The following is a 21,426-nucleotide window of genomic DNA, read 5'->3' as shown; positions in this document are numbered from 1 at the left end:
CGTAACGTCAGAACCGTGAACGACACGCGCCCCACCGCGTCCGCTCGATTCGATACGACCCCGATCGTGGTCGAGGATCTCGGACTCATCGATTACCACGCCGCCTGGGAACTGCAACGGCAGACCGCCGATCAGCGCGCCGCGGGCGAAGGCTCCGACCGGCTGTTCGTCCTCGAGCACCCGTCGGTCTACACCGCGGGCCGACGCACCGAGACCGAGGATCTGCCGATCGACGGCAGCCCGGTGGTGCAGGTCGACCGCGGCGGCAAGATCACCTGGCACGGTCCCGGCCAGCTGGTCGGCTACCCGATCATCCGCCTCGCCGAGCCCGTCGACGTCGTGCACTACGTCCGGCGCCTGGAAGAGGCCCTGATCCAGGTCGTGTCCGGGCTCGGCATCACCTGCGGCCGCATCGACGGCCGCTCCGGGGTGTGGCTGCCCGCCACCGAACTTCTCGCCGAGCGCAAGATCGCCGCGATCGGTGTGCGCGTGCAGCGCGGCGTCGCCCTGCACGGCATCTCCCTGAACTGCAATTCCGCCCTCGACGGCTTCCAGGCGATCGTGCCGTGCGGCATCAAGGACGCCGGCGTCACCACGCTGAGCCGCGAACTCGGGCGCGAAGTCACCGTCGCCGAACTCAAGCCCCTCGTCGCCGCCGCGATTGTTGCCGCGCTCGACGGCGAAATTCCCGTTCGGCCCCATGACATTGATCGCACCACCGCCCCGGCGAACGCGCAGGCCCCGAGCGTAGAGTCGGTCCGGTGACTTCCGTCGACGCCTCTGCCCCCGCCGGACGCAAGCTGCTGCGCATCGAAGCGCGCAACGCGGAGACACCGATCGAGCGCAAACCCAAGTGGATTCGCACCCGCGCCACCATGGGGCCCGAATACACCGAGCTCAAGAGCCTGGTGAAGTCCGAGGGCCTGCACACCGTCTGCGAAGAAGCGGGCTGCCCCAACATCTTCGAATGCTGGGAAGACCGCGAGGCCACCTTCCTCATCGGCGGTGAGCAGTGCACCCGCCGCTGCGATTTCTGCCAGATCGACACCGGCAAGCCCGCCGCCCTCGACCGCGACGAGCCCCGCCGCGTCGCCGAGAGCGTCCAGTCGATGGGCCTGCGCTACTCCACGATCACCGGCGTCGCCCGCGACGACCTCGACGACGGCGGCGCCTGGCTCTACGCCGAGACCGTGCGCGCCATCAAGGCGAGCAATCCGGCTACCGGCGTCGAGCTCCTCATCCCCGACTTCAACGCCGACCCGGGCCAGCTCGCCGAGGTCTTCTCCTCGCGCCCCGAGGTCCTCGCGCACAACCTGGAAACGGTGCCGCGCATCTTCAAGCGCATCCGCCCCGCCTTCCGCTACGAGCGCTCCCTCGCCGTGCTCACGGCCGCCCGCGAGGCAGGCCTGGTCACCAAGTCCAATCTCATCCTCGGCATGGGCGAGACCCCCGAAGAGGTCACCGAGGCGATGCGCGACCTGCACGAAGCGGGTTGCGACATCCTCACCATCACCCAGTACCTGCGCCCCAGCCCCCGTCACCACCCGGTCGACCGCTGGGTGAAGCCGGAGGAATTCGTCGAGCATTCCAGGGTCGCCGAAGAACTCGGCTTCGCCGGCGTGATGGCAGGCCCCTTGGTCCGCTCCTCGTACCGGGCAGGCCGCCTCTATGCTCAGGCGATGGCCCACCACGGCCGCGAGATCCCCGAAGCCATGGCACACCTGGCCAAGGAGGGCACCGCCTCCCAGGAAGCCAGCTCGGTCCTGGCCCGCTTCGGCAGCTGACCTAGACTAAGGGTCCCCTCACCCCCTCGGAAGGACCCATGTCGAAGTTCGAGAACGTCTCCGTCAGCAAGAAGGCCAACGTCTACTTCGACGGCAAGTGCGTCAGCTACAGCCTCGAGTTGCCCGATGGCGCCTCGGTGTCGGTCGGCGTGATCCAGCCGTCGTCGCTCACCTTCGGCACCAGCGCTCCCGAGATCATGGAGCTGGTCGCGGGTGAGGCCAACGTGACCTTGGCCGGGACGAGCGAGGCCATCACCTACCGTGCGGGCGAGTCGTTCAAGGTCCCCGGCGACAGCTCGTTCGACATCGAGGTCGTCGACACCCTGCACTACGTCTGCTACTACGGCTGACGAACCGGAGCCGGGGCGACCAGCTCGGTTCGCCCCGGTTCGCCGGATCTACTTCACCAGGAACTCGTCCTTGTACAGCCGGTTGGGCCGCGGGGCGGTGGCCTCGCTCAGTTCCACCTGAAAGTCGCTCTCACGCTTGGTCCTCGGTCGGTAGCTGCCGCCGAAGGTGACCATCACCGACCCGCCGACTCCGGTCGTTCCACGAGCCGACGTCGTTTCCCGGCCCGCGTTGAACACCGTCGCCACATCGCGCCCGTCGTTGCCGACAGCGATCTTGCCGTCGTGAAAGAACTGCACGAACGTCCCGTTGTCCGCGCCGACGGTGGCAGCCACCGTGTGACCCTTCTCCGGGTCGAGCTCGAACTCCGCGTCACACTGCTGGCGCCGATCCACGGGACCGGGCTCGCCGAGCGTGCGCCCGATGCCGAGCAGCACAGTCTCGCCGAGGGCGTTGTGCCGCTCGCGACCTTCTTCGGTCCACAAATGGGTGGTCGACCAAACCTTCACGCGCCCGTCATCGAAAAGCGACACCCGGTCGTCGGTGCCGTTGCTGATCAGATATTTCGCACTGTTGGGGGCCATACCACCCATCTTCCTCGCTTTCGCGCGCCGAAATCACCCGTTCGAGTGAGTCGATCGCCCACAACGCTCTTCGCGCCAGGTCAGAAGCTTTTGTGCGGTACACCGACTGTGAGACCGCCGTCCACCACGAACTCCGCGCCGGTCGAATACGAGGACTCGTCGGAGGCCAGATACGCCACCAGCGCCGACACCTCATCCGCTTCGGCTGCCCGCGCGAGCGGAATCTGCAGGAAGTCCGACGGGATCCCCTCGGTCATCGGCGTGGAAATCAGCCCCGGATGCACCGAATTCACCCGAATCCCCTGCGGCGCGAGCTCCAGCGCCGCCGACTTGGTGAGCCCACGCACCGCGAACTTCGTGGCCGTGTACCCGTGCAGACCAGGACTGCCCCGCATCCCCTCGACCGAGGAGATGTTGACGATCGACCCGCCACCAGCGTCCTTCAGCGCCGGAACGGCCGCCTGCATCCCGAGGAACGTCCCGGTCAGATTGATATCGATGATCCGCTGCCACTCGTCCAAGGCGAAGTCCACCAGCAGATTCCCGTTGACGATCCCCGCGTTGTTCACCAGCACATGCAGCCCACCGAACTCCTCGACCGCGGCCGCCACGATCGCCGCCCACTGCTCCGGTTCGCGAACATCGAGGTGCCGGTAGGCCACCGAGTCCCCGAGTTCCTTTGCCACCGTGGCGCCTTCGTCATCGAGCACGTCCCCGATCACCACCGAGGCCCCCTCGGCGACAAACCGCCGAGCATGCGCCGCCCCCATCCCGCGCGCACCACCACTGATCACCGCGACCTTGCCGGTCAACCGTCCCATGTCCGCATACTCCTTCGTAGAAATCCGACCTCCTCTCACCGTATGAGGACGGCCCGCACTAGTGGGCAGTATTGCTAGAACACGTTCCAATTCCGCTCGATGTGCGAATGATCGCGGCGAGCGCCACGACCGGAAACAGGAACAACCAGAGGTTGGGAATCCACCACATCGGGCTGTAGTCGCCGCGAATCACGTAGAAGTTCAGCGCCATCAGCCCCGCGGCGGAGGTCAGCGACAACGACACGATGATCAGCGGGATCGAGAGAGCCGAGCGCGCGCCCAGTGCGAGCCCGGCCAGCCCCAACCCGATCGCCGCGGCATCGAGCCCGAGGAAAGACCAGTTCCACTGCTGGAGAAACTCATCGGACCCGACGCTGATCAGACCCAGCGCGGTCACCACCCAGTAGGCGAGGAAGCCGAGATCGGTCACCAACATCACCCGCTTGACCACGCGCAGCTTTTTCATAACCACGGTTACATAATAACGGGTATGTAAACTTACGTGTCAATGCCGAAAATCGTCGATCACGAAGAGCGTCGCCGCGCGATCAGCGCCGCGGCGTGCCAGGTCATCGCCACCAAAGGCTTGGCGCACACCACCGTCCGCGACATCGCGGCCGAGGCCGGATGCACCACCGGTATGGTCGTGCACTACTTCGCCGACAAACGCGCCGTGTTGCGGGCCGCACTCGGCGCGGCATCCACCGCTGTCGCGGACCGCGTGACCCGGATGGCCCCCGAGTCCGGCGATCTGTACGAGCTATTGAGTCAGTGCCTGCCGATGGATCGAACCCGTCGCGTCGAATGGCAGGTGTGGATCGCCTTCTGGGACTGGGCCACCCACGACACCGAACTGGCCCGAGAACAACGCACGCGTTACCGAGCCTGGCGTGAGGCACTCGAACTGGTCCTGACCTCCGCCGGTTACCGGCCGGGCCCCGACCTCGCCAACGCGGCCGAATCTCTCACGATCCTCATCGACGGCATCGGCATCCAGGCAGTTTTCGACCCCGAACGATTTCCGCCGGACCGTCAGCTGGAACTCTTGCGGAACCAGGCCGCACCGATTCTGGCCGAGCTCGACGAGATCAGATCCTGACTTCGCGCGATCAGCAGGCGATGTTGGCCGCACCCGAGGACTTGAACGAAATGTGTACGTGGTCATAGTGATTCTGCGTCGGACTGCCGCGATCCTCCATGTAGGACCAGCCGTTGCCGTCGTTGTACCGCTGCTGCCAGATCACGTAGGTGACACCGAAGCGCGCCTTGTTGGCCAGCACGAAATCGGCGATGGTATTGCCCAGGGCCAGATTGCCCGTCATCACGTCGAGCGCCTGCCCCGCGCCATGGTCGCCGTCATAGCGACCGTGCGCACCACCGATATCGGAAACCCCGAACATCTTCTGCAGCAGGTTACCGACCTGCGCCACGTGCGGCAGAGTCCCGTTGAACTCCGTGCCGCACAACACCTTCACCTTCAGCGCCGACAACGCCGCCATCTCGTCATCCGCCCGGACGATCGGCCCCGGCTGCGGCGCATCGTGCGTCGGCGCGGCGGCGATCGGATCGAGCTCGATGGCCGACGTCGACAGCGGTTCGACCGAAGCCACCGCCTCGACCTGCGCACCCGGCCGCATCACCATCATCAACATGCCGGGGACGGTCGCCGCGAGACTGCATACGGCCAGCGGCAGCCGGCTCTTGGGAGCCGACGGTTTGCGATGCGAAGCAGTCACGTTGTCTATCACCAGTCATTGTCGAGAGCAGGTCACTGTTAGATTACGAAACGGTCGCGGAAAAGTCACGTCCAGATACGTACCAACAGTTGGACCAGCATCTATCACCCAGCGCGATCCCGCAATCCTTTCGCCGCGTGTCGTTACAAAGACGGCCTGTCGCGATGTTCGGCGCAGCGGTTGCTCACCTCTCCGGGGCTCACCCGTCATGGATCGGCATCGCGAGGTTCTCCGCGATCCCGCGTCTGCGTGGAAACCCTTCGATCCCACCATCTGGGAGCCGGATTCTGTAGTCGGGTCGAACTGCCGACACGCGCTATCGGCATGTTCGCCGGGCAGCGGTCCAGCGCACTCGGACCGCATCCGTCCACCCCACCGGCTGCCGGATATACCACCTCTGACGAGCGCCGCGCCGAATGTCGGTGCCCCTTGCTACTTTTCGTGCATTCGATCTCCACGAGCTCAGCGAGGACGCATGACCGCCGAAACCACCTATCTCGAACTGTCCGACGACGCGGGCTCCTCGCACAAGTTCTACGAGGTAGTCGTCACCGGAACGAACGTCAATATCCGCTACGGCCGCATCGGCGAGCAGGGTCAGTCCAAAGCGAGCTCCTTCGCCACCGAGGACAAGGCGAAGGCCGCAGCGCAGAAGAAGGTCGGCGAAAAGGTGCGCAAGGGCTACGCCCCCGCCGTCATGGGCGCGCGCGAACGCCGCACCGTCACCCGCCGCAGCATCACCAGCCAGCGCTCCACCGCCAAGTCCGCCCCGGTGCTGTGGCGCTTCGATTCCGGCGCCGCCGCCTTCGGCATCTTCGTCGACGAGCAGCGCTGCTGGGTCGGCAACGAGGACGGCGAGGTCTTCACCCTCTCCCCCGCCGGCGTCGTCACCAATAGCTACAGACTGCCCGACGCGGTCAAATGCATCGTCGCCGACGATTTCTGGATCTACGCGGGTTGCGACGACGGCCGCGTCTACGACCTGTCCGGCAAGGTCCCCCGCGCCGCCTACGACGTCTCCGCCGACGACGTCTACTGGCTCGACATCCACGACGGCATCCTCGCCGCCTCCGACTCCGCGGGCGGCCTGACCGTCATCGACCACGAAGAGGAATCCCTCTGGTCCGCGCGCAGCAAGGGCAATTCCGGCTGGATGGTCCGCGTCGACCCCACCGGCGTCTACCACGGCCACAGCGGCGGCGTCACCAAGTACCACCTGGAAACCGGCCGCTCCCAGTGGCATTCGCCCACTCGCGGCGCGGTCCTGTTCGGCTGGCAGGAATCCGGCACCGTCTACGCGGGCACCTCCCACAACCAGGTCGAGGAGATCACCAAGCAGGGCAGCGCCACCCGCACCTACCAGTGCGACGCCGCCGTCTTCTCCTGCGCCGCCTCCCCCGACGGCCGCTATGTCTTCGCCGGCGACTCCCACTCCTCGGTCTACTGCTTCGACGCCACCGGCGCCCGCCTGTGGAAACTCGCCACCGGCTGCGGCTCCGCCTACTCCATGCAGTACCACGACGAAAAGCTCTACCTGGTCACCACCTCCGGCGCCCTGGCCTGCCTCGACGTCAGCGAATCCGCCATCCGCGACGCCGACCAGGGCGTCCTCCCCACCACCCGCTCGGTGAAGGCTCCCGAATTCTCCGCCGTAGCCCCCAGCACCACCCTCGAACTCACCACCGACGTAGGCACCGGCGTCATCGTCGAATGCCTCCAACACGGCGACTCCCTCCGCGTCCACGTCATCTCCCCCGGCTACGACCCCGCCTGGAACGTCCAGTTCCCCCGCGACATCCGCCTAGCCGGCGCCCGCTACGTCGTCGACGCCGTCTCCGAATCCGCCCGCGGCGGCTTCTACCGAGTCCGCGGCGACATCCGCCGCCTGGGCTGAGTGCCCCACCGCAGCCCCACGGCCGCCGCTTTGGCGAGTCACCACGACTAACCGACGACGACCGGACCCAAATCACCGAATCGGACGCACGCACGAACGTCGCAACCTCACCGCCGGCCACGAACGACTACCGTCTGCCAGTCACGAGATGGCGGCTGTGGCTGGCGGCGGGCTGTGTACTCGGACCTGGTCAGATCCAACGCCGAGTGCGGATGCGGGCAGGTTGTGCTCAGCCTCGAGTCGTCGATGCCTCAGACTTCGCCTGCATCGGGGTTCAACGCAGCCAGGGTGACGAAGATCGGCACCCCTGGATCCGCCGTGATCCCCCGCCCGCGCAGAAACGCATCGATCATTCCCCACACCAATTCGTGCACCCGGCTGACGAATTCTGCGGAATCCGGTTTCGCGTCACTCAGCCACAGATCAGTCAGCACGATCATCACACCAACGATCGCCCGGGCCAGATATTCGATCCCTTCGGCATCCAACGGAATCGAATCCGCCACCACCCGAGCTCTTTCCGCGAAGCGACCCGCCACCGCACTGGCGAGATCGTACTGGCCTGTCGCCCCCTCACGATTCGCACTCGTCTGCGTCAGGAACCGGAACACATTGGGGTGGGCCAGAATTCCGACGGCATAATCGGTGAGTGCGCGATCGATAGCGGCGTTGGGCGGCTGCAACAGCAGGGTCAGATCGGTTCCCGTCGCAGCGAACGCGGAGTCGGCGAATCGAGCACCGATGGCCGCGTAGAGGTCGCCTTTGTCGGTGAACTGCCGATACAGCCGCGGCTTCGTGATCCCGGCCTCGACCGCGAAAGCATCCATACTCGGGTGAGGCCCGTCCCGATCGAGAACTCGAATCGCGGCGTCGACGATGACATCCCGGCTCACCGGCGGAGGTCGTCGACTGGCACGGGTCACGGTCGAGAACGATACACGTACCAGCAGTACGATCGGGTTTTTCCACACACCACAGGTGAACGGCTCTTTACAGAAGGTACCGCGTACCGGCAGTATCGTTCTTCGTACCGGCAGTACGAACTTCCGGACATCGCATCGAAGGAGACCGTCCGTGTCGGATGCCCTGCGCCAACTCACCGCAACACTCGGCGCCCCACCGCCACCCGACTTCGCCACCCTCACCCCCGACGAGCTGGCACTCCTCGACGACTACGTCCGCGCCGCCCTCGACCACCGCAAGGCCGCCCTCGACGACGCCCTCGACACCGGCATGCGCCTCATCCCCCGCCTGGCCCGCCCCGCCGTGAAGAAGGTGCTCGGACTGTGACCGCAACCCACCACACCACCGTCGAACTGGCCAAACTGGCCCGCGTCCTCGACCGCGACCCCGCCGACCTGGCCTTCCTCGCCACCCTCCCACCGGCGGCCCTCCGCGAATTCCGCGACCAGATCACCGATCTCACCGCCCGCCGCGAAGCCCGCCGCATGCAGCGAGTCGGCGCCGCCGCCAAACTGGTCCCCGCCCCCATCGCCGCCAAGATCACCGAAGCCGCCTTCGGCCCCGTTCTCGCCGCCGCACTCGCCGGCTCCGTCGACCCCGCCCGTGCCGTAGCCATCGCCAGCGCCCTCTCCCCCAGTTTCCTAGCCGACGCCACCCTCACCCTCGACCCACGCCGAGCAGTCGAACTGATCGCACAGGTACCTGGCCCGATGGCCGCAGCAGTCGCCAGCGAATTGATCAGCCGCGGCGACTACCTGACGATGGGCAACCTCGCAGGATCAGTCCCCGACTCGGTCCTACGCGCAGCCCTCCCCCACGCCTCCGACCTCGACATCCTCCAGGTCGGCTACTACCTCGAGGACCCCCCTGCAGCCGACCGCCTCCTCACCATCGTCACCGACCGAGTCCCCGGCGTCATCCGCGCAACCCACGACGCAGGCGAATGGCCCAAAGCAATCACCCTGCTAGCCCTCCTCGGCCCCACCGAACGCTCCAAACTCGCCAACGTCGTAGCCGCCCAAGACGACGAAGTCATCGACGGCCTACTCGCCGCCGTAGAAGAAGTAGACGCCTGGGACACCCTCCTCCCCGTAGCAGCAGGCATGGCCCCACAACCCCTACAACGCCTGGCCCAACGCCCAGCCATGCAAAACCCCACCCTCCTCACCAAAATCGCCGACCTAGCCCTGACCCAAAACCTCTGGCTCTCCCTACTCCCCCTAGCCACCCACCTCTCCCCCACCCAACTCCACACCGTCGCCGCCCGAGTAGCCACCGAACCCGACGACTCCCTGACCACCCTCATAGAACAAGCCCACACCGAAAACCACTGGCCCACCCTCCTCCCCGTAGCCCTCGCCCTCTTCACCCCCGACCGCAAACGCCTGGCCTCCCTCCCGGTAATGCACCGCCCCGCCTATCTCACCGCCGCCATCGAAGCCACCGCCACCCACAACCTCTGGCCCGAAGCCCTCCCCCTCCTCAACGACCTCCCCACCACCACCCACGACACCCTCGCCACCACCATAAACACCCTCACCGACAACGAATTCCGAGCCGCAGTCCAAGCCGCCCCCACAGCCGATTGCGCCACAACCCTGATACAAATCCTTCTCCGCCAGGACCTCTCCGCTCGATCCCGCTCCCTCACCCTCCTCAACGAAGCCGACAACCTGGAAACCCTTGTCGGCACCATCACCACGCAAGATCCCGCCATCTGGCAAGGCTTGTCCGACATCCGCATAGAAATCCCCGAACAACTCCGCAACCTGCTCGCCGCACAAGCAGTTCAATGCGGTCTACCAGAACTCGCGGACAAGCCGACGGCCAGCTGATCGTCCGGGACCTATCAGCATCCTCGCGACGGTGTCAGTCGTGACGGACGCTCGCGCGGGACATACATTGCGGGACAGCGAGTTTCACCGCGCAGTGGACCGGATTCCTACGGCCTTACGCTGACGCCTCGCTACATGGGGATTGCGCGAAAGCGTCGAATGTATGCGCGAATTGATTCGGCTCTATCTGCGCGCCGGGCGGTGGACAGAACCGGCTACCCCGCTTCTACCCTCCTGGGCACCGACACGGCCCGGGTCAGTCACTGGTCGCCGTCTCACCATGCCTGCGAATCGGAGGCCATCATCAGACGCACACGTGCCTCGCCTGCAACGCGACCATCTATTGGCCGCCACCGCACATCGACTGCGAGCATTAGCCCAACTCCGAGGCGTCGCTCCAATCTTCGCTGTGCCTTGCCGTGGGCACAGCGAAGATCGGAAAATGAAAAGATCGGTACCGGCGGACCGGCATCGCTAGATTGGATAGAAATCCACGATGACCAGGCGTTTTCCGGTTGCCCATGTTTTGCCCGTCCTGCTGCGGAATCGAACCTGCGACCTCCCAGCGGGTCACGGCGCGAACCGACCACTCCCGCCTCCAGACATCGACAGCCGCGCCATCAAGGTCGCCGACAGTCCGGGCCTGCAGGCCGCGCTTACCTACTTACGGCCAAGTGGTCTGCTCACCGTGCAGGAGGCCACTCACGGCTAGCGCCCGACCCCGGACCCGTAGGAGCGAATGTTCATCGACCCATTCGGCGTCGATGGTCAGCAAGCTGTCGTGTTGGCGTCTGTGGCCAGGCGCAGGACGGCGCCATATTGATCTACCCCGACAAAGGGACTACGAGCGGCCGTTCAGGGGAGCATTCTCGTTGTGCCACACGATCTTTCCGAACAACTCTGGTGGATCTACGGCAACTACCGCCTTTTGGCGGAGATGGAACGCAGTCGGAGTGGTGCTACGGGTCAGATAGTGCTGCACTGCTTGTACCGGCTCGACGCCGAGTTCGACCCCGTCGACCAGTCGAAAAATTCCATCGACATGCCGCCCGCGAAACCCCAGTCCTACATCATCAGGATGGCGACCGAACTCCGATGGCCCGAAGTCGATTACGCGGCGCTGCCGGCGTAACTGAGTCTTGGCTGGATCGATCCGCACGAAGAAAGAGTGCAGGTCGAGATCCTTGATGCGGTGCTTGCCAGCGGAGGCGTAGTGCAGCGCGCCACCCTGAGTCAGCGCAGTCATCAGGTAGGCATCCCGGTAGGCAGCAAGATGGGGGTTCCGTTCGAAGAACACTGCCAATTCGTCCTTGGCGATCGAGGCCAGGCGATGCAGGTGACTTTCGGAAATCGGTTCGTGCGAATACCTCGACACATCGTTCTCCACTCGCGCAGCCTAAGCGATCAGTCCACCGTCCGCTGCGGGCTGTCGGTACCGCGGTGCAGGATGGAACCGTGGAGACGAACGTACGGACGCCGATGCAGATCTTCAGCCTCCCACAGACGCTGGTGGTCCCGCTGTTCCAGCGGCCTTATGTCTGGGACCGGGTCGAGCAATGGGAGCCGCTGTGGAACGACATCCGGCGTCTGACTGATTTGCGGCTGCGCGATCCGTATTCCACGGCAACGCATTTCCTCGGTGCTGTAGTTGTCCAAGCTCAGGATGGACAGCTCGGCAGCCTGCAGGTGAGCAACATCATTGACGGCCAGCAGCGACTGACGACGCTGCAGTTGCTTATGGATGCGACCGGCTCAGTGCTGGAGTCTGCCGGCCGTGACACACTCGCGGGCCAGCTGGAGAGCCTGACCCATAATCAGGCCACCTTCGTACCAGCGGGAGAGTCGCGGCTGAAGATTCGTCACACCAACCGCGACCACGCCGCCTTCGATGAGGTCATGGACTCAGATCCGCCGGTCAGTCACGCCGAGCTCGCGCACGCGAATGCCCGGATCACTCGTGCCCATGCCTTTTTTGCTGATGCCGTCGCCGCCTGGCTTGGCGCGTACGACAGAGAAGACTACTCGACTCGGGCCAATGCACTGGTCGGTGTGCTGACCAGCGGGCTCCAATTGGTGGCCATCAACCTCACCGCAGTGGAGAACTCGCAGGAGATCTTCGAAACTCTCAACGCTCGCGGAACCCCGCTGACCGCTGCCGATCTCATCAAGAACTTCGTCTTCCAGCGGCTCGCTGCTGAGGGTTCGGACACGCGCCGCGCCTATGCCGAAGACTGGCCTTTCGACACGAAGTTCTGGGAAACTGAGGTCAGCGTTGGGCGCTACCGGGTTAGCCGCGGGTCCCTGTTCCTCAACCAATGGCTCATTTCCCGGATCGGCGAGGAGATCGGACCGCAGCAGACATTTGCGCGCTTCAAGGCCTTCGTCGAACATGACAGTGGACAGAAAATGGGCGTACTACTGCCGACGATCAAACGGCAGGCCGATCTCTACGAGGCTTGGACGCTAGCCGCCGACGACAAGGACCGACAGCTCACGACCGTCGAAATGTCGGTATACCGCATGAAGGCCTTCGAGGTCGAACTACTCAAACCGATTCTGGTTTGGCTGCACGACCCGGAACGTGCGCTTACCGGCGACACCATCGACGGTGTCGTTGCGGCAGTGGAAAGTTGGGTTGTCCGCCGCATGTTCCTCCGCCTGACGACATCCGATTTGGGCCGAGTCGTCGCCGACATCATCCGCATCCACAACGATGCACCCGATGCCGAACTTGTCGACCGAGTTGCCATGCACCTGTCCAGACTGAACGTCTCCAGCACATACTGGCCCGGAGACAACGAGATTCGTGCGTCGCTCGCTGCTGAAGCCGCCTACCGTCGCTTCAAGGTCGCACGTCTGCGGGTCTTCCTGGAAGCGATCGAGAACCGGTTCAGGCGGGTGACCAACCAGCCACAGGTGCCGCGACGCGGCTACCCGATCGAGCACGTCCTGCCGCAGAAGTGGAAGGACAACTGGGCTGTCGACGGACCCGACGCCGAGATCGAACGCGGAGCGCATGTGCACCGGCTCGGCAACCTGACCTTGCTCACCGGTTCGCTCAACTCCAAGGTGTCCAACGGCGCTTGGGATCTCAAGCGAGCCGCAATTCGAGAACACGACACCCTGCTGCTCAACAGTCGACTTCTCAGCAATATCGGCGACGAGCAGTGGGCGGAGGAAGCCATCGAGGCTCGGACCGAACGCATCATCGACGTGCTACTCGCCGTGTGGCCAGTGCCCCAGGGGCATACCGGGCAGGTGGTCGACCCCCGAGACAAGAACCAAGACTGGGTCGAGGTGAAGGACCTGGTTGCGGCCGGACTCCTTACGCCAGGAACGATACTGGCGCCGCGACAGGGGAACTGGCGATCGTGTGAGGCCCTCATTTGCGATAACGGCACACTGGAAGTGGAGGGCCAATCCTTCGGGTCCCCCTCCGGAGCGGGTCGTCATGTCAAGGGCAGTGTGACCAACGGCTGGACCTTCTGGAGCCTCCCGGACGGGCGTCGACTCATAGACGTCCGGGCTGCATTCCGCGGTGAGAAGCCGACGGGCGACAACAAGACCACTGCACTCTCCGAAGCTGGCACTACCGACTGACCGCGGCGACTGCGCAGAGGTGGAGATCGCTACGCCGGGCGGGATCGGACTGACCACAGGTAAGGCGATGGTGCACGGTCGGTCAGTGCTGGCCTGGGCCCCCTTCCTTTTGCCCATTGGACGTCCTGCCTCCTCGCTAGCCATCTCCAAAATGCCGAGCCCCAACGGATCACAGCGAGGTGCTTCTATCAGGCGGGGGCGGATCGTTTTTTGTAGGCCGATACCTTCGCGACACTCACGCTCCCCGCCACAACATTTAAGCGTGTCGTGGAATTTCCCGATGCCCAAGCGCGCACAGCTACCTTTCCATTACGGTCGATAGTCGATATATTTAGGTCGATCACGGATACAGTACTCAGCTCGGATATCTCAACGCTTTCAACCGCATACAGACAGAGTTCGACTTGAACCGTGTTGTAGCCGACGGCTCCCCACTTCCTGGGCGGATCAGTCGGAAACTCACGAAAATCGAACCGCAGATAGACACTTGGGCCGTCACGGTGCAACCGAATCTCGTGGAGCACAACGCCATCCAGCGATGGGCTGAGCGCCCCGAACACTCCTCGAATACTACTCGGCTCATGCAGCGTATCAACCCAGCCCATCAGTGCATCCTATGTTTGGAAGGGATAGCACCCAAGGGTTCCGGGCAATTTTCCAGTTCGAGTATTTTCAATAGGCCGGACGTTGACGTGGAGACCCTGGTCACCGACGCCACCTTTCCCGTCCCGGCGCCCCGCACTGTGATCTTGAATAACAATTCGGTTTCCATTTCCGGCAGTAAAATGATACTTCTCGGTCATGATTTCCTGATTTTCATCGAGGACTGCACGGCTCCCAACCCGAACACCTATCCGCATAACCCGATGTCTTGGATAGATCCGCTGGGCCTGACTTGTGAGGACTCCAATAGTTAAGTGCCCACGGCAGATTTTTAGGCGGTGGCGGTTTGACCGCTCCAGTCCGCGACATCGGAAGTAACCGCGGCGTTTTGGACGGTCGCTACCTCGCCGATCCAGTCAGTCCCAAACCCTTCAGAATAATAAATCTGACGGCGGAACGATCTCGCAATCGAGCATTATCTATTTGCGATCATGCGGGACTTCAGATTGACTTCCCACACACAGTCCGGCACCAGTTCTCCACCTTTGCCTTTTGTGGTTGCCACAATGTCAGCGCCAGCTTCTGTCAGGTAGTGAATTTCATCGCGGAAGTTCAGATCTGCACGCCTCACCAGGCCGCCGCGGGGCTCGATCACAGAACGGAGATCGTCGAAGTATATTTTCTCTGGTATATCGGCTACCAATGCCGCAATCGGAATGGGGATCGAAGTCCCCCACTCTAGGCGGTGCACTGACAACTTCATCCCGAAGGATACCCACTCCTCCTCCTTATCGGGATTGAAATCTATTTGAACCAACCCGTAGTCGCGTCGCATCCAAGCACGTTTTTTTTCGACTTCCTCATAGAATTCAGAATCGCCCATTATTTGGTCGATGCTCCTTACGCTCGCCCCATTGCGGAGTCCGCACAGAGAATCAGAGATCGCTACTTCTGCAATGAACTCACGAAACCCTACCAACATCGACCTTGCACTCCTCTTCACTTGCACATGTCACACTCTGGACTAATATTCAGAAATATCTGATGCATCATTCTATACGCTCAAGCGCCTTGATGAGGAAGTTCATCTCTGCCGCCTTGTTCTTTGCGTTTCCCCAATTGTGTGCGTTCATCTCTGTCATTGCCGCCCGTGATTTATCAATCAGGTCCGCTCGAAGATCGGCATTGGAGTATATCTCGGATACGACGCGGCGTAGCTGAGCATCATTCGGCGTACCGTTCGACATTCGCAAGCCTTCTACGCCGATCGACCCGTCATGATGGGCAAACACACGTACTTCCTTGCCACCAATGTGCACATGCGCCCCCTTCGTCGCCCAGTCCGCGCTCATCGATGAGACCCTGACAGGGCAGGGCGTTAGCCCAAGAGGGTCGGCCCATGTCGTGGGGTTATCAGGATAAATGTTGGGGTTGGGCGACGGCGTAAGACCCAGAATGTCTTGAGTGAGGTAGCGGCCGGTTTCCGGGTCATAGTAGCGATGGAGGTTGTAGTGGAGTCCGGTTTCCGGGTCGTATTGTTGACCCTGGAAGCGATGCGGGGTGTCGGGGCCGGTCCAGACCGTTTGCCCCCAGAGCGTTGCGGTCGCCGTTGAGCCTACTTCTCCGGTTGCTGGATCAGCGAGGTGACTCGGACTGCCTTCTAGATTGGTGACGATCGCCCAGAACCTGTCGTCGACAGATTGAGTCAGGGGGATGTGGGTTGTGGGATGGTTGGTCCAGGTGTGGGTACGCGCGCCGGCGTGGTTTGCGGTCGATTGTTCGGTGAGATGGACCCCGTCCCAGGCGAATTTAATATAAGTGTTGCTGGCGTGGTGTTGCTTGCTGGTTCGGCGACCGAATGCGTCGTAGGTGTAGTACCAGGTGGTGTTGTCCGGGGTGGTTGCTTCGACAAGTTGGTCGAAGGCGTTATACCGGTAGTGCCAGATAGCTGGCTTACGGGAAATCCGGGTCTTTTCTTTGCGGACAAGGCGACCAGCCGTGTCGTAGAAGTAGCGGGCACGTCCGGTGCGGACGAGGAGGTTGTTGCGGTACTCCGCACGCTGCTCTGTGGAAGGCACGTCCATTTGGTAACCGGCGGCGATGGGATCGGGTGGTACCGGTGATGCCGGAACCTCTACAGTGGTGAGATTCGACAAGGCGTCGTAGGTGTATTCCTCGGAGGTCCCGGCGCCCGGGCTCGCAATGCGGGTGATGCGACCGATCACATCCAGGGTGTAGTCGCGCCGTCGGCTCGATGCTGGCGTGGTAGTGGTATGGCTCGTAACGCACCCATCCGGACGCCAGGTGTAATCGTCGCGCTCGAGCAAATGGGTGGGGGAGCTGGTCCGCGGATCGAGCTGGACAAGTTCGCGGCTGAGGGTATAGCCGGCGGGACTGTAGGTATTGTGTTGGCCGATCCCCGCACTGCGCCAGCTATTCTGACGCCCCATCGCATCGTGAGTGAAGTCGAATCGGTGCCCGCGTGAGGTTAGGGCGGCGACTTGTCCTGTCGGCGTGCGTTCGTACGTGGTTGTCGCGCCACTGGGAGTCGTGTATCCAATTCGGCGACCGTGACGATCGTAGTCATAGGCAATGGTTTGGCTGTCGACACGTTGGGCGAGCATGCGCCCTGCCGCGGTGTGTTCGAAAGTGACAGTGTGAATGGTGCTGTTGTGGTTGCCGTTTCGAGCAGTCGCGAGCCGGCCGGTCGGGGTATAGGTGTTGGTAATCCATTCACTGGTGTCGGTGCTGACGCCAGTAAATCGGCCGAGGACATCGTAGGTGAGGCGGCGTTGAACACCCGCAGGTGTCGTGATGATGGCAGGTCGATTGAGCAGGTCGAACTCGGTCTGGGTGACCGATCCGTTGTAGTCGGTTTCAGTGCAGACGTTGCCCGCCAGATCGTGTTCGTAGGTCCAGGTGTCGCCGAGCGGGTTGGTGACCGAGGTGAGTCGGCCTTCGGTGTCGTGGGAGTAGGCGGTGATAGTGCCGTCGGGCGCTTCGCGGGTACTGACCAGGTCAAAGGTGCCGTAGGTGTAGCGGGTGAGCGCACCGATCTGGTTGGTGTGGGTAAGTAGGTTCGCTTCGCCGTCATAGGTCCACGACTGTGTCGTGCCATCGGTGCCTGTGTGGGAGAGCAGCTTTCCCTCGGCGGAATACCAGTGCGTGCTGATACCACCGACCGGGTCGGTGATGATAGTGGGCTGACCGAACATGTCGCGCTCGACAACCGTGACCGCGTTGCCGGGTTCGGTGATCCGGATCGGCAGACCAGCGGCGTCGATGTCGATACGGGTTGTGGCGCCCGTCGACATCGTGATCGAAGCCGGAGCACCGCACTGATGGTGGGTGTACGTGGTGGTGACACCGTCGGCATCGGAGATGCTGGTGAGGTTGCCGTCGTCGTCGTATGTCCGGGTAATCGTCGCGCCGTCGACATCGGTCACAGTGGCCGGACGGCGCGGTGCGGCGTAGCTGATCGACATCACTTCCCGGTCTGGGCGGCGGAGCAGGATCAGATCGCCATCGAGGTTGTAAAGATAGGTGGTGATGTTGGCGTAAGCGTCGACATAGCGGACCGGCTGGCGGTACTCGTTGTAGTCGGTGACCGAGGACGCGCCGCGCGGATCGATCAGGTTCCGAAGACACAGGTCTTCGTCGAACTCAAAGGTTGTGGTGGCGCCAAGCGAGTTGGTGTGGTGTGTGCGGACCCGCCGGAATTCGGGAAGGACTTCGTATGCGAAGGTCGCGGAAAGGATTCCGTCGGACCCGACCTGCTTCACGACCCGTCCGGTCCGGTCGTAGGTGTTGTGCAATTCCGTACCGCGGGAGTCACGCCATGACAGCATCCGCGCGTCGCTGTCATACCGGTAGTGCGTGGCGGCGCCGACGCCGTTGATGACCGTGGTGAGATTGCCTGTTGTGTAGATGAATTCACGAACTCGGGTTGTTGCGGGAGCACCGTCTGGATCTGCGCCTACGACGGCTAGACCAGTGACGCGAGCGCCTTCGGTGGTGATTTCGACACGGTAGCCACCGGAATGGGTGATATGGGTAGGCGTGCCCTCGGGGCTGTAGTGGAATCGGATGTGATTGTGGTGGCGGTCGGTAATCTCAGTGATCGCGTAGCCGTCGCCTTCAGTGCCGAACCCCGACAGTGCAGGGTCCGGGATGAAACCCCAAGTAAGTTCGCGGTCCGAGTCGTGAACAAGATAGCCGCCAGTTTCGGTGCGCGTTATGGTCGCGCGGATTCCGTTGTGCACCGGGCGGACCGGGACGTCGGGAACGGTGTGGGGGAACTGCCACACCTCGCCGTCGGGTCCGACGAATCGGACTCCGACTTGGTCGACGGTCACCCGCATATCAAGCGTGGCCGCCCACGACGGCCCGAACCAGCGACCGAACCGATACGACGAGCGATGGCGACGGGTGAGTACCAACGCCAACACGCCGGGGAGTTCGACATCGGTTGCAGGAAGGAGGAACTCACCGGTCGCGACGTCGACCGGGTCACCACAGTCGGTGGTTTGCTTCGCGGTCTTGTTCAGGTCCGGCTTCTCGGAGCCGGACTGGTCGGGAAGCTTGCTCGTCTCCGGCGTGCTCGCCGGTTTCGTGGTCCCTGGGGTGTCCGGGTTATCAGTTGTCTTCGACGGTGTATCAGGTGTGCTGGCCGGATTCGTTGGCGTGTCAGGCTGTTTCGTAGTCGCCGGTGTTGTCGAGGTGTCGGTGTTCTTCGCGGCCGCAGGGCTCGTGGTGGTGGTGTCAGCGTTCTTCGAGGACTTGGACGGGGTCTTCTTGAACGCCTTCGCGATATCACCGAACGCCGACTTCAACTGCTTGAGCAACGGCTTCAGCTTCGACATCGTCTTAGCCAACTTCGAAAACAACTTCGAAATCGTCGCCACAGTCTTCGCGATATACGCAGTCGCCTGGACCGCGACCAACGGAGTCGCCAAACCGACCGAGAACACCAACTCCGCCGCCCACACCGCGAGACGACCGACAGTCTGGGCGACGAGGTCACGCACGGTCTCGCGGACCGCGGCGACGATCCCACCGGCCATGCGGATCGCTGAAGCTGCCGCGGTCGCGGCGGTGTTGGCCGCGGTCAGCAGGTTCGTGGTGTTCGACGCCGCCGATTTGTAGGCGGTGGCGGTTTGACCAGTCCAATCCGCGACGTCGGCGGTGACCGCCGCGTTCTGGGCGGTTGCTACCTCGCTGATCCGGGCGGCGACGTTGTCCCAGGTTTTAGCATAAGCCTCGATCTGCGCGGGGTCACCCGCGATCCAGTCCAGGGCATCCTGCAATGGCTGGCAGTGCTCGATCAGCCAGCCCACGCCGTAACCAGCCAAGGTGCCGAGCGGGTCGACAACGAGGGAGACTGCTTCGGCGCCGAGACCGACGACACCCAGACCTACTTCGATCCAGGAACCGCCCGAGATCGCGTCGGACAGGTCGGTGACCGAGCTGACCAGGCTGATACCGGTGGACCAGTCGGTGGTGTCTTCCTTCGCCGCGATCAGGGGATTGGCGGCCATTACAGACCGGACTGCTGAGTCTTGAGCGCAGTGGCGTTGGTGGTATCGCGGGTCGTGAACGCATCAGCAACAGCAGTCAGGTTCGAACTGGTGTCACCGAAAGCATCGATCGCGGCCTGGATCGCGTCGATGCCATCGGTCTCGACCGAATCGACGAACAACGGACCGAGGAAGGCACACAGTTTCCCGAACGCATCCGAGGGGGCCGAGACCGCTTGGGCTGCTTCGAGCGCTTCGGTCAACCCCGAACCAGCCAAGGTGACATTGGTGGCATGGGTTTTGATCTTGTCCGGGGAGATGCTGAGTTCCCCGCCTGCGCCTGTCATGGTGATGCCCCGCCCCTTGTGTGATGCCACCCCGGGTCCGCGGGCACTTCCTGGCCCGTGACCTGCGGTGTCGAACCTGATCGAACAGGCCCTACCCCGAAGGTTCAGACCTGCGGCACGCAGTGCCAATGGCCGAGCGTAGCGGATACGACCGGGTCGGTAGGTGCGGTGAAATCGATGGAACCGGAACGGGCTTCGGCGCGTCTAAGGGCGTCAAGGAGTGCCATCTACTTGGCACATTGTGCTCACACGGTGGAGCATGGCCGAACTGTGGAAGGTCTCACGAGATGGAAACTCGCCAGGGTGAACTTGTGGGCGGTGTCGTAGGCTGTGCGGACTGACGGGGCGGCGGGTGTCGGGAGTGCTCGGAACGGCCGTGGGGTTGGAGTGGGGTCCGCCGGACGGTATGGCTCAGTGATCGGGAAAGACGGAGGATGCTCGTGCGGCGACGGTCTGCAGTGGTGACCACGGTGGTGTGGGGGGTACTCGCGGTGTCGGGGTGTTCCACCACCGAGAGCGGGAACGCACAGCCGAGTTCGACTGACCCAGCGGCGGCTGCCGCGGCACTGTGGGATCCGTGCAGTCAGATCCCGGACTCGACGTTGACCAGCTTGGGGCTCGACGTGACGTCGAAGCGATCCGGCATCCTCGGGGCAGAAGAGCCAGGCTGGAAGATCTGCGCGTGGGATGACGCTAACTACCCCTCCGGCTTTGGCATCGGTGTTTTTTCAACGATCCACACGGTCGACGAAGTGCGGGCGAAGTCGACCAACATCGAGTTCAAGGACGTCGTGATCGCGGGCCGCGACGGTGTGCAGTTCCGACAAAGCCATTACGACGCTAACGAAGACTGCTCGATCGTCTTCCCGACGTCGACTGGATTCACGCAACTCGACATGCTCAACAGCGGCGTCAAAGAGAAGTCGGTGCCGCCATGCCAACGACTGCAACCGATCGCGGAAGCGATCGTCCCGCTCTTTCCCAAATAGAGCTTCGAAATTAGGGGGGTGTTATGACTTCAGAAGACGAGAAGTCCCGCTGGCAGTATCTGAACGAAGAGGCGAAAGCGGGCCGCCTCTATCTGGATCCTTCGGTCGCGACAAGTTGTCGCGACGCAAGCAACAAGCAGATCGACCTCTTTATCCAACTGAAGAACGACCTACAGTACGTCTCCTCGGTGTCTGGTCTCGGCCGGTTCAATGCAGCTGACGAGCTTGCAAAGATGCTCGGCATGAAAGCGATTGGCGGAGAGCGTGATTTCGACACGGCGTTCAAAGAGCACATCGAGGTGCTGACGTTGATCCGCGACACCATCGAGATCTCGGTGAAGAAGTACGAGGACCAGCAAACAGCCCAAGCGCAGGCAACGAACGCGTTGGGCAACGGCTACTGATC

At 63.1% G+C, this 21,426-nt stretch carries 21 protein-coding genes; 10 read left to right on the top strand and 11 right to left on the bottom strand.

Going from position 1 to position 21,426, the window contains the following annotated elements:
* Nucleotides 1–15: 15 nt before the first annotated feature.
* From lipB to ACFWFP_RS30480, 3 genes are read left to right on the top strand one after another with little or no spacing between them, the layout of a single operon-like run.
* On the top strand, nt 16–765 hold the full coding sequence (gene lipB, locus ACFWFP_RS30490; protein WP_379300782.1) for a lipoyl(octanoyl) transferase LipB: 750 nt from the start codon (nt 16–18) through the stop codon (nt 763–765).
* Nucleotides 762–1,784 carry a lipoyl synthase gene (gene lipA, locus ACFWFP_RS30485; protein ID WP_379300780.1) on the top strand — a complete coding sequence of 341 codons (1,023 nt, stop codon included), beginning with the start codon at nt 762–764 and terminating at the stop codon, nt 1,782–1,784. Before lipB ends, lipA begins: the two co-directional genes overlap by 4 nt.
* Nucleotides 1,785–1,822: 38 nt before the next feature.
* Entirely contained in the window at nt 1,823–2,134 is a 312-nt protein-coding gene (locus tag ACFWFP_RS30480; RefSeq protein ID WP_379300778.1) for a pyrimidine/purine nucleoside phosphorylase, read from the top strand.
* Between the two features lie 48 nt (nt 2,135–2,182).
* Here ACFWFP_RS30480 and ACFWFP_RS30475 read toward each other — a convergent pair whose 3' ends face one another.
* The 3 genes from ACFWFP_RS30475 to ACFWFP_RS30465 all read right to left on the bottom strand — a co-directional run bounded on the left by ACFWFP_RS30475 (nt 2,183) and on the right by ACFWFP_RS30465 (nt 4,003).
* Complete coding sequence (locus tag ACFWFP_RS30475; RefSeq protein WP_062991977.1) at nt 2,183–2,716, bottom strand: hypothetical protein; 534 nt, start codon at nt 2,714–2,716, stop codon at nt 2,183–2,185.
* A gap of 80 nt (nt 2,717–2,796) precedes the next feature.
* Nucleotides 2,797–3,537 carry a glucose 1-dehydrogenase gene (locus ACFWFP_RS30470; RefSeq protein WP_379300776.1) on the bottom strand — a complete coding sequence of 247 codons (741 nt, stop codon included), beginning with the start codon at nt 3,535–3,537 and terminating at the stop codon, nt 2,797–2,799.
* 58 nt (nt 3,538–3,595) lie between these two features.
* Nucleotides 3,596–4,003 carry a DUF5360 family protein gene (locus tag ACFWFP_RS30465; protein ID WP_379300924.1) on the bottom strand — a complete coding sequence of 136 codons (408 nt, stop codon included), beginning with the start codon at nt 4,001–4,003 and terminating at the stop codon, nt 3,596–3,598.
* A gap of 42 nt (nt 4,004–4,045) precedes the next feature.
* Here ACFWFP_RS30465 and ACFWFP_RS30460 point away from each other — a divergent pair, with 42 nt between their 5' ends.
* Nucleotides 4,046–4,636 (top strand): TetR/AcrR family transcriptional regulator, encoded by a 591-nt coding sequence (locus ACFWFP_RS30460; RefSeq protein ID WP_379300774.1) that lies wholly within the window; start codon nt 4,046–4,048, stop codon nt 4,634–4,636.
* 10 nt (nt 4,637–4,646) lie between these two features.
* Here the strand turns inward: ACFWFP_RS30460 and ACFWFP_RS30455 are convergent, their stop codons facing one another.
* Nucleotides 4,647–5,273, bottom strand: a complete 627-nt coding sequence (locus ACFWFP_RS30455) for a hypothetical protein (protein ID WP_379300772.1) — start codon at nt 5,271–5,273, stop codon at nt 4,647–4,649.
* Nucleotides 5,274–5,748: 475 nt separating this feature from the next.
* On the opposite strand from ACFWFP_RS30455, the gene ACFWFP_RS30450 reads away from it, so the two are divergent.
* The gene (locus ACFWFP_RS30450) at nt 5,749–7,167 is read left to right on the top strand and encodes a WGR domain-containing protein (protein ID WP_379300770.1); all 1,419 of its coding nucleotides are present in this window, start codon (nt 5,749–5,751) and stop codon (nt 7,165–7,167) included.
* A gap of 251 nt (nt 7,168–7,418) precedes the next feature.
* On the opposite strand, the gene ACFWFP_RS30445 is transcribed toward ACFWFP_RS30450, so the two are convergent.
* On the bottom strand, nt 7,419–8,138 hold the full coding sequence (locus tag ACFWFP_RS30445) for a TetR/AcrR family transcriptional regulator (protein WP_379300768.1): 720 nt from the start codon (nt 8,136–8,138) through the stop codon (nt 7,419–7,421).
* Between the two features lie 103 nt (nt 8,139–8,241).
* On the opposite strand from ACFWFP_RS30445, the gene ACFWFP_RS30440 reads away from it, so the two are divergent.
* Nucleotides 8,242–8,457, top strand: coding sequence for a hypothetical protein (locus ACFWFP_RS30440; RefSeq protein WP_379300766.1), 216 nt, complete (start codon nt 8,242–8,244; stop codon nt 8,455–8,457).
* The gene (locus tag ACFWFP_RS30435; RefSeq protein ID WP_379300764.1) at nt 8,454–9,965 is read left to right on the top strand and encodes a hypothetical protein; all 1,512 of its coding nucleotides are present in this window, start codon (nt 8,454–8,456) and stop codon (nt 9,963–9,965) included. The genes ACFWFP_RS30440 and ACFWFP_RS30435 overlap by 4 nt, the downstream gene beginning before the upstream one ends.
* Nucleotides 9,966–10,806: 841 nt before the next feature.
* On the opposite strand, the gene ACFWFP_RS30430 is transcribed toward ACFWFP_RS30435, so the two are convergent.
* A complete protein-coding gene (locus ACFWFP_RS30430) occupies nt 10,807–11,352 on the bottom strand; it encodes a hypothetical protein (protein ID WP_379300762.1) in 546 nt (181 codons plus the stop codon).
* Between the two features lie 68 nt (nt 11,353–11,420).
* On the opposite strand from ACFWFP_RS30430, the gene ACFWFP_RS30425 reads away from it, so the two are divergent.
* A complete protein-coding gene (locus ACFWFP_RS30425) occupies nt 11,421–13,565 on the top strand; it encodes a DUF262 domain-containing protein (RefSeq protein WP_379300760.1) in 2,145 nt (714 codons plus the stop codon).
* Between the two features lie 188 nt (nt 13,566–13,753).
* On the opposite strand, the gene ACFWFP_RS30420 is transcribed toward ACFWFP_RS30425, so the two are convergent.
* The 5 genes from ACFWFP_RS30420 to ACFWFP_RS30400 all read right to left on the bottom strand — a co-directional run bounded on the left by ACFWFP_RS30420 (nt 13,754) and on the right by ACFWFP_RS30400 (nt 20,160).
* Entirely contained in the window at nt 13,754–14,170 is a 417-nt protein-coding gene (locus tag ACFWFP_RS30420; protein WP_379300758.1) for an Imm50 family immunity protein, read from the bottom strand.
* Between the two features lie 9 nt (nt 14,171–14,179).
* Nucleotides 14,180–14,425 (bottom strand): HNH/endonuclease VII fold putative polymorphic toxin, encoded by a 246-nt coding sequence (locus ACFWFP_RS30415; RefSeq protein WP_379300756.1) that lies wholly within the window; start codon nt 14,423–14,425, stop codon nt 14,180–14,182.
* 218 nt (nt 14,426–14,643) lie between these two features.
* Nucleotides 14,644–15,051 (bottom strand): hypothetical protein, encoded by a 408-nt coding sequence (locus ACFWFP_RS30410; RefSeq protein WP_379300754.1) that lies wholly within the window; start codon nt 15,049–15,051, stop codon nt 14,644–14,646.
* 166 nt (nt 15,052–15,217) lie between these two features.
* On the bottom strand, nt 15,218–19,705 hold the full coding sequence (locus ACFWFP_RS30405) for a DUF6531 domain-containing protein (RefSeq protein WP_379300752.1): 4,488 nt from the start codon (nt 19,703–19,705) through the stop codon (nt 15,218–15,220).
* A complete protein-coding gene (locus tag ACFWFP_RS30400; RefSeq protein WP_379300750.1) occupies nt 19,705–20,160 on the bottom strand; it encodes a type VII secretion target in 456 nt (151 codons plus the stop codon). Before ACFWFP_RS30400 ends, ACFWFP_RS30405 begins: the two co-directional genes overlap by 1 nt.
* A 332-nt stretch (nt 20,161–20,492) precedes the next feature.
* Here ACFWFP_RS30400 and ACFWFP_RS30395 point away from each other — a divergent pair, with 332 nt between their 5' ends.
* Both ACFWFP_RS30395 and ACFWFP_RS30390 read left to right on the top strand, forming a co-directional pair.
* Nucleotides 20,493–21,020 carry a DUF3558 domain-containing protein gene (locus ACFWFP_RS30395; RefSeq protein ID WP_379300748.1) on the top strand — a complete coding sequence of 176 codons (528 nt, stop codon included), beginning with the start codon at nt 20,493–20,495 and terminating at the stop codon, nt 21,018–21,020.
* A gap of 23 nt (nt 21,021–21,043) precedes the next feature.
* The gene (locus ACFWFP_RS30390; RefSeq protein ID WP_379300746.1) at nt 21,044–21,424 is read left to right on the top strand and encodes a hypothetical protein; all 381 of its coding nucleotides are present in this window, start codon (nt 21,044–21,046) and stop codon (nt 21,422–21,424) included.
* Nucleotides 21,425–21,426 lie beyond the last annotated feature (2 nt).

The sequence above is a fragment of the Nocardia sp. NPDC060249 genome (genome assembly GCF_042728755.1).
Classification (GTDB): Bacteria; Actinomycetota; Actinomycetes; order Mycobacteriales; family Mycobacteriaceae; genus Nocardia.
The sequence above is the reverse complement of the archived record's forward strand: the minus strand, read 5'-3'. Positions and strand labels throughout refer to the sequence as shown.